This window comes from Micromonospora sp. ALFpr18c, assembly GCF_008868155.1.
Taxonomy (GTDB): domain Bacteria; phylum Actinomycetota; class Actinomycetes; order Mycobacteriales; family Micromonosporaceae; genus Micromonospora.
The window spans coordinates 1-7,961 of the sequence record NZ_WBKR01000250.1 but is presented as its reverse complement, the minus strand read 5'-3'; the positions used below and the strand labels follow the sequence as shown (position 1 = coordinate 7,961).

Below are 7,961 nucleotides of genomic sequence, written 5' to 3'. Positions count from 1 at the left end.
GCGGTGGACGCGGGCGGGCGGGTCGTGGCCGCGGTCGTCGGTGTGGACGGGCGGCTCTGGACTGCCCGGCAGCGCCGTGCGGGCAGCGGGACGCAATTCGGTGACTGGACGGCCACCGGCGCGGAGCGGAGACGGGCATGAGCGGGGCGGGCATGAACGAGAACCTTCGCGGTCTGGCATCCGACGCGTTGCGGCGCTGGCCCCGGCTGCGGGTCGCCCTGCGCCGGGCCGACCGGCAACTGACCCGACAGGTGACGCAGTTGAAGGGCACCGTGCGGACGCAGGCGCCCAAGCGCCTCTTCCGTGCCGCGTTGCCGGCCGGGCCGGTGATCGAGGCCCGCTTCGTGGGGGTGCTCGACGGTCACACCCTCAACCTGGACCTCGCGGTGCCGGCCGCGCTCGCCGCCGACGTGGTCGGCGCGGAGCTGCACCTCGTCCGCGGCGCGACCCGGCTCACCGCGCCCGCCGACCTGCGTCGCGCGCCCGCCGGCCTGTCCGTGTCCGCCGCCGTCCTGCTCTGCGGTCGACCGGGTGGTCTGGACCTGGCCGAGGGTCCCCCCTGGCGGGTCGAGTGTCGCCTGATCCGCGCGCCGGGCGGTGGAGATCCCGTCCGGGTGTTCGGAGGGGTGACCGAGCGGCCCGCCGGCCCCACCGTGGCGGCGCCGCCGTGCCCCGACTCGGGACACCGGTACCGACCGCTGACCGACCAGGCCGGCCGACTGACGCTCGCCGTCACGGCTCCCGGCGCGCTGGCCGAGCTGACCGACGTCCGGCTGGACTGGACCGGGGCGAGCCTTGAGGTGCGCACGGTCGGTTGGCGGGCCGACGGGCCGGTGGAGGTCGGGTTGGAGCCGCGTGGCGGCGGCGAGTTCCTTCGCGTTCGTGGTGAGCCGGTCGGCCCGGACCTGCTGCGGTTCGCCCTGCCGCTGGCGCCGATGACGGAGGCCGGTTACGACCGGGAGAGGATCTTCGACGTCCGCCTGCACTCCGGGTCGCGTCGGCTGCGGGTGGGCACGGTGCTGCACGACCTCGCCAACCCGAAGAAGTCGCTGCGGCCACCGGCGGCGATGGTCTGGGCCGCGCCCGGCCGGTCGGTCCGCGTACGGCCCTACTTCACGCCGGCCGGCAGCCTCGCCCTGGCCTGTCTCCCCATTCGATCCCGCCCGACGGACGGCAACTCATGAAGATCACCTATCTGCTCACCTGGGCCGACGCCATCGGCGGTACGGAACGCACCGTCCTGCGCCAGGCGAACTGGTTGGCACACCGCCACGAGGTGGAGGTCATCGGTGTCCTGCGCACCCGTGACGAGATGCCGTTCGAGGTGGATCCCGCGGTCCGTCTGGTGCACCTGCTGGACGCCCGGGGTGGCGTGCCCCGGCCGGTGCGGGGCGGGATGCCCGACGCCGTCGCCGACGCGCTCGCCGCCGAGCCCAGCGCGCTGGTGCAGCGGCACTGGGAGGGCGCGTTCTCCGCGCTCTCCGACCTCGAACTCGAACGCGTGCTCGGCGAGACCGACGCCGACGTGGTGGTCACCACCACCCCGGCGTTGCTGGCCGTCGCCGCGAAGCTGCTGCCCCGCCGTGTCGTGATCGTGGCGCAGGAGCACCGCGTCGCCGAGCTGCGCGGCTCCTCCGGTGAGCCGTTCGGGCTCTTCGCCCCCCGGGCCGACGCGATCGCGTTGCTCTCCCGGCCCACCCGGGACTGGTTCGCCGACCTGCTGGCCGACGCCGCGCCCCGGTTGGTCGTGCTGCCCAACCCGATCGAGGATGGCTACCGTCCACAGTCGACGCGGGAGACCCGTACCGTCGTGATGGCTGGTCGGCTCAGCCCGGAGAAGCAGTTCGAGCACGCGATCGCCGCCTTCGGCCAGCTCGCACCGGACCATCCCGACTGGCGGTTGCGGATCTTCGGTGACGGATCCCGTACCCGGCTGGAGGAGCGGATCGCCGGCCTCAAACTCGGCAACCAGGTCCACCTGCTCGGCCCGACGGAGAACATCGAGGACGAGTGGGCCAAGGCGTCGGTGGCGATGGTGACGTCCCGCGTCGAGTCCTTCGGCCTCACCCTGATCGAGGCCATGAGTGCGGCCGTGCCGGTGGTGGCGTACGACTGCCCCAACGGCCCGCGTGAGGTGATCGAGGACGGCGAGACCGGGTTCCTGGTCGCCGCCGACAACGTCGACGAGCTGGCCGCCGCGCTGCGCAAGCTCGTCGAGGACGACGGTCTGCGGCACACGATGGGCCGCGCCGCGCTGCGCGACGTGGAGCGCTTCTCGGTCGATCGGGTGATGCCGCAGTGGGAGCAGCTCTTCACCGAGCTGCTCGCCGACCGGGGTCGCCCCGGGTGGGCCGACCGACGCCTCGCTGCGGTCGCGGCGCACCAGGCCCGCCGGGCGGCGCCGAACGTGGTGCCGAGCAGGGCCGCCGCCCGTAGCGTCGGTGCCGTCGACGTGGAGGCCTGGGCGGCCGGAGTCGAGGCGGGACGCGATGATCTGCTGTGGACGCGGGGGCAGCTGACCCGCCTGCGCGACTCCACGCCGTACGAGGTGGCGCGGGACAATCTCGACCTGACCGTGGACAGCCTCGACGCCGCGGGCATCGACTACTTCCTCGTCCGGCAGATGTCGCCGACCTTCCGGGTGGCGGTGCGGGACGAGTCACGGCAGTCCGTGCTGGCCACCCTCGCTCGCCGACACGCCGCTCGGCCGGTCTATGTGGAGGCTTTCGACAAGCGCAACCGCACGATGGGCGTCTGGCCGGCGGCGGCCGTCGCCGGCGTCGCCGCCATGACCACGGCCGCGTGGCTCCGGGTCTTCGAACCCGCGATGACCCAGTCGCAGACGCTGCGGCTGGGCACCATCTACGGATGCGCCGTGGAGTTCTGGCAGACCGCCGAGGACAGCGGTGACCTCTGCGGCCCGTCCCGGACGTTGGTGGGGGAGCGTCTGTCCGCCGAATCCCTCACCCCCGCCGTAGTGCCGGTCGGAGGGCGCGACTACCGGTCCGTCGAACCGTTCACCCGACAGCTCGCCGACGAGATCACCTTCCCCATCGACCTGGTCTACACCTGGGTCGACGGTGCGGACCCGAACTGGGCACGCCGCCGGGCACAGGCACTGGGAACGGGGTACGCCGAGCAGGGCGCGCTACAGGGCTCCGAGCGGTTCCGCAGCCGGGACGAACTGCGGTACTCGCTGCGGTCGGTCGACCTCTTCGCGCCGTGGGTGAACCGGATCTGGATCGTCACCGACAGCCAGGTGCCGGACTGGCTCGACACCGGGCACCCGAAGATCCGGATGGTCGACCACCGGGAGATCTTCACCGACCCGGGCATGCTGCCGACGTTCAACTCCCACTCGATCGAGACCCAACTGCACCACATCGAGGGGCTGTCCGAGCACTTCGTCTACCTCAACGACGACGTCTTCTTCGGTCGCCTCTTCGGGCCCGACATGTTCTTCAACCCGGGTGGGCTGCCCAAGTCGTTCCGCAGTCCTACGCAGATCCCGCTCACGCCCCCCGGTCCGGCCGACGAGGCCTTCGCGGTGGCCGCGAAGAACAACCGGCGGTTGCTGGAGGAGACGTTCGGCAAGACCTTGATCCACGCGTTCCTGCACGCGCCGCACGCGCACCGGCGCAGCACCCTCTATGAGGTCGAAGCGACGTTCCCGGAGGCGGTGCGGCGTACGGCGGCAAACCGCATCCGCTCGGCCGACGACGTGTCCATGCTGTCGTCCCTGGCCCACCACTTCGGGCTGATGAGCGGACGCACGACGGCGGGGTCGGTCCGCTGCACCTTCGCCAACGTCGGGCTGGCCGCGCACCTGCCACGGCTGGACAGCCTGCTGGCGAGCCGCGGCTTCGACGTGTTCTGCCTCAACGACTACCACGAGGGCGACGTGCCGGCCGAGGACCAGGCGCGGATCATCGAGGTGTTCCTCGGCGCCTACTTCCCCATTGCCAGCCAGTTCGAACGGGGCAGCGAGCGCAACCGCCGGCTGTCCACCGCCGCGTGGCGGTGACAGCGTGACCATCCGTCCCGCGGGCACGACGGTGGCCGGCCGCGCCCTCCCGGCGCGACCGGCCACCGTGCCTCGTGGCTTACGGGATCAGTACGAGTAGCCCGAGCCGCCGGCGTCGCTCGACCCGCTGTCCGCCGGCGGGGCGACGGCCTTCGGGGTGCTGGTGGGCAGGCAGCTCAGGTTCTTCTTGCCGTCCGGCTGGACGACGAACCAGGTGCCGCCGACGGCCTGGCCCTTCCACTGGCCGGGCTTCTTGTCGCCGATGTAGCGGTACACCGGCCAGCCGCCGACGGTGAGCTGGCGGGTGCCGTCCTGCCGGGTCACGCTGCCGACCTTGTCGTCGGAGACGCCGGTGAGTTGCGGGTTGCCGTCGGTCAGCGCGGGGGGCCACACCTCGGCGCACTTGTCGACGCAGTTCGACGCCGGCGGGTCGGCGGTGTCCTTGTCGAAGCGGTACAGGATCCAGCCGTCCTGGTCGGTGACCACCTTGCCCATCCGGGCGACATTTTTGCCGATCAACTGCTCGGTCAGGTCGACGTTCGCGGGCGGCGCGTCGGCGGCCGGCGCCTCCGCGGATGCCGACGCCTCGGGTTCAGCCGTCGCGGTGGGTTCGGCCGCGGCGACGGCGACCGGCTCAGCCGCGCTCGAGTTCGCCCCGTCGTAACCCGCGGGAGCGCAGGCCGTTAGTGCGACCATCGCGCTCGCGACGATGACGGTCCGCTTCATCTGTGCCACGTGCCCTCCTCATACTTGGCAGTTCACCCATAGGTACGGAGAGCGGGCTGTCAAGGTTGAAGTAGTAACAGTGGTCAATTTCACCCATATTGATTGAACCGATCGGGGTCGCCCTGCGTATGGCCCGACGCGCCCTCTTTGCCGCACCACAACAAATCGGCACCAGTCATTGTGACAATGACCGGTGCCGACGCGGCAGGCAACCCCTACAGAGGCACCGTGACCAGCGGACTCGCCACCCCGTTCGCGTCCACCGACTGCACCTGGATCTGCTTGATGTCGGTCGCCACCGCCGACGTCGAAGCGCTCAACTCAAGACCCTGCGGCCGGGTGTTCGTGCCGTAACCGTCCGCCGGCACCGACCACGTCGAAATCACCTCGGTCTCGGCGTTCTTCCGTACCACCACGAGGCGGCAGATGCGCGGGCCGGGCAACTTTCGCAGACTGAAATTGATCCGGGTGCCGTACTCCCGCTTCACCAGGAACATGGTCGTCTGCACGCCCGTGGTCGGGTCGGTCGCGTCGACCTGGTCACCCTCCTCCTCGGTGCCGCCCACACCCGGGCCGCTCGGCGGCGCCGTCGGCACGCTCGTCGGCGGGTCGTTGACCGCTGCGGTCGACGTCGGCTCGGCGATCACCCCCGGCGTGTCGTCGCCGGCCACGTTGACGAAGCCGTACCCGGTCAACCCGCCGAACACCACCACCGCCGCGGCGGTGGCGAGCAGCTGACGAAACCGGGTACGCCGGCGGTCGGCGCGGACCGCGCCCAGCGTCCGATCCAGCAGCGCCGGATCCGTCGCGGTCTGCTCCAGCGCCATCATCGTCTCGCCGTCGATGTCGGAGAGCAGCCCCACCACCGGCACCATCGTCTCCAACTCGGCCGCGCACGCCCAGCACGCGGCGAGATGCTCCTCGAACCGCTCGGTGTCCTGCTCGTCGAGCACGCCGAGCGCGTACGCGGCGACGTCCATGTGCTCTGGCCGGCTCATTCTGTCACCCCCCGCTCCTGCAGAGCCGTGCGCAGCGCGCGCAGCGCGTAGTAGACCCGCGACTTCGCAGTGCCGAGAGGAAGCCCCAACTCCTCGGCGGCCTCGGGGACCGTCCGCCCCCGGAAGTACGTCGCGACCAGGATTTCCCGATGCGACTGACTCAGCGTACGCAGCGCGTCCGCCACCGTCATGGTGCGCAGCACCCGGTCGGTGCTGTCCGCCTCGGCGAACGCGGTCAGGTCCCGGTCGTACGTCTCCGGCGGCCGGGCCTCCTGACTGCGGTGCTCGTCGATGGCGATGCGGCGGGCCACCGTGACCAGCCACGGCCGCAACGACCCCTGCCCCTGCGCACCGAGGCGATGCGCGTTGCGCCAGGCCCGCAGCAGCGTCTCCTGCACGATGTCCTCCGCGCGCTGCCGGTCCCCCCCGGTGAGGCGCATGACGAACATCAGCAACGGCCCGGCGTGCTCCGCGTAGAGCAGGCGGATCAACTGGTCGGAGTGGCTCGCCTCGGTTGACGTCGCCTGATGGCGCCCGGGCGCCGGTCGCGGCGTCACCGGACCATTCTGGCGAGCCGTCGCGCGGGCGTCGACCCCTCGGGCAGACGACGTCGGCCGCGACGACGACCGCGCGGACATCCAGTCAGCGCGTACCGCGTCGCCATGCCAACCGGCCGCCACCGCATGCATGCAGACCTCCGGGATGTCCGTGACCAACGCCGGCCCACGAGGTGGGCCGCCCGGTGGTACGCAGCGCCGCCCCGAGCGGATCAACGAACCGCGAAAAAAGTTCTGGCCGGCGGTCAGCGGCGCACGGAGAACAGGCCCGGCGGCGGCGGATCCGAGCCGGTGGCGTCCGCGTCACGCACCACCGCCGCGCCACCGGCGAACCGGTCCAGCTCGTCGCCGGCGACCACCCGCCCGGGAAACCAGTCACCGGCGGCCCGCCGGGTCAACGCCGGCACCGGAGGCGTCGTACGCCCCGCGACCAGCACCAGGTTGCCGTACCGGCGGCCCCGCAGCACCGCCGCGTCCCCGACGAGACACGCCTGCGGCAGCACCGAACGGACCGTGGCGACCTGCCCGCGGGCGTGCCGCAGCGGCGGACCGTCGGCCAGGTTCGCCAGATACCAGCCCGCCGGGCGGAGCACCCGGGCCACCTCCGCCGCGTACTCCACCGACGTGAGGTGGGCCGGGGTGCGGGCACCGGCGAAGACGTCGGCGACCACCACGTCGTAGCTGGCGTCGCGGGTGGCGGCCAGCACGGCACGGGCGTCCTCGACCCGCACCCGCAGCCGCGGGTCCGCCGGCCAGGGCAGCGCCCGACGGACCAGCTCCACCAGCGCACCGTCCACCTCGGACACCCGCTGGGTGGAGCCGGGCCGGGTCGCCGACACGTACCTCGGCAGCGTCAACGCCCCGCCGCCGAGGTGCAGCACCCGCAACGGCTCACCGGCCGGTGCCACCAGGTCCACCGCCGCAGCCAGCCGCCGCACGTACTCGAATTCCAGATGGGTGGGATCGGTCAGGTCGACGTGCGACTGCGGCGCGCCGTCCAGCAGCAACGTCCACGAGCCGGCCCGGTCCGGTGACGGCACCAGCTCCGCCAAACCGGTGTCGACCTGCTCGACCACCCGGTCGCCCGCCCGCTTACGGCCCACGACGACCGGTGCCCGTGCTCAACGGGCCGCGGCGCGGGCGGCGGTGGTCAGCGCGCGGTGCAGCAGCCGGGAGTCACCGAGCAGGGCACGCAGTCGGCGCTCCAGACCGGCGATCGGGACCAGATTCTGTGGCGCCCGCGGATCCTTGTACGGCGTCGACGCGAAGCGGGGCAGGGTGACCAGCGACAGGTCGGCCAACTCGATCGCCGACTCGACGGGCAGCTCCGCGGAACACTCCACCCGCACGATGCCCGCCCACGGCGCACCGACGGCCACCGGCAACCGCAGATACCACGACCAGCCACCCCAGGCCGTGCCCAGCCGGAACACCGGCGAACGCTCACCCGACGCCAGACCCGTGACGACGGCCGTCAACCGGGCGTCGAGATACTGGCTGTGCTGGGTCTTGATGTAGCCGAGCGTGCGGGGCAACTGCCGGCGACTGCGCAGCGGCCCGTCCACCACCAGCAGGTCACCGTCGACCCGCGCGGCGTCCGACACCGCCACCTCGAGGGCGGTCAGCGGGCCCTGCACGGCCGCCGGCAACTTCGCC

General features: G+C 72.2%; 6 protein-coding genes and 1 pseudogene. 2 read left to right on the top strand and 5 right to left on the bottom strand.

What is annotated here, in order from left to right; translation table 11 throughout:
- Positions 1 to 137: 137 nt before the first annotated feature.
- Together F8271_RS28395 and F8271_RS28390 are read left to right on the top strand one after the other, a co-directional pair.
- On the top strand, positions 138 to 1,184 hold the full coding sequence (locus tag F8271_RS28395; RefSeq protein WP_151492913.1) for a hypothetical protein: 1,047 nt from the start codon (positions 138 to 140) through the stop codon (positions 1,182 to 1,184).
- Entirely contained in the window at positions 1,181 to 4,024 is a 2,844-nt protein-coding gene (locus F8271_RS28390) for a stealth conserved region 3 domain-containing protein (protein WP_151492912.1), read from the top strand. Before F8271_RS28395 ends, F8271_RS28390 begins: the two co-directional genes overlap by 4 nt.
- 87 nt (positions 4,025 to 4,111) lie before the next feature.
- Here the strand turns inward: F8271_RS28390 and F8271_RS28385 are convergent, their stop codons facing one another.
- The 5 genes and pseudogenes from F8271_RS28385 to F8271_RS28365 form a co-directional block, all read right to left on the bottom strand.
- Entirely contained in the window at positions 4,112 to 4,759 is a 648-nt protein-coding gene (locus tag F8271_RS28385; protein ID WP_151492911.1) for a hypothetical protein, read from the bottom strand.
- A gap of 206 nt (positions 4,760 to 4,965) precedes the next feature.
- Positions 4,966 to 5,748: an anti-sigma factor gene (locus tag F8271_RS28380; protein WP_151492910.1), complete on the bottom strand. Its 783-nt coding sequence runs from the start codon at positions 5,746 to 5,748 to the stop codon at positions 4,966 to 4,968.
- A complete protein-coding gene (locus tag F8271_RS28375; protein ID WP_139582135.1) occupies positions 5,745 to 6,437 on the bottom strand; it encodes a sigma-70 family RNA polymerase sigma factor in 693 nt (230 codons plus the stop codon). The genes F8271_RS28380 and F8271_RS28375 overlap by 4 nt, the downstream gene beginning before the upstream one ends.
- A 113-nt stretch (positions 6,438 to 6,550) precedes the next feature.
- Positions 6,551 to 7,408 carry a spermidine synthase gene (locus F8271_RS28370; protein WP_151492909.1) on the bottom strand — a complete coding sequence of 286 codons (858 nt, stop codon included), beginning with the start codon at positions 7,406 to 7,408 and terminating at the stop codon, positions 6,551 to 6,553.
- An 18-nt stretch (positions 7,409 to 7,426) separates the two neighbouring features.
- Positions 7,427 to 7,961 (bottom strand): annotated as a pseudogene (locus F8271_RS28365) (hypothetical protein); the annotation flags it as partial.

What these genes read in the sequence shown, in the direction of transcription:
- F8271_RS28390 (WP_151492912.1), top strand. Translation starts at nt 1,181, where the DNA reads ATGAAGATCACCTATCTGCTCACCTGGGCCGACGCCATCGGCGGTACG.
- F8271_RS28395 (WP_151492913.1), top strand. Translation starts at nt 138, where the DNA reads ATGAGCGGGGCGGGCATGAACGAGAACCTTCGCGGTCTGGCATCCGAC.
- F8271_RS28380 (WP_151492910.1), bottom strand. Translation starts at nt 5,748, where the DNA reads ATGAGCCGGCCAGAGCACATGGACGTCGCCGCGTACGCGCTCGGCGTG.
- F8271_RS28375 (WP_139582135.1), bottom strand. Translation starts at nt 6,437, where the DNA reads ATGCATGCGGTGGCGGCCGGTTGGCATGGCGACGCGGTACGCGCTGAC.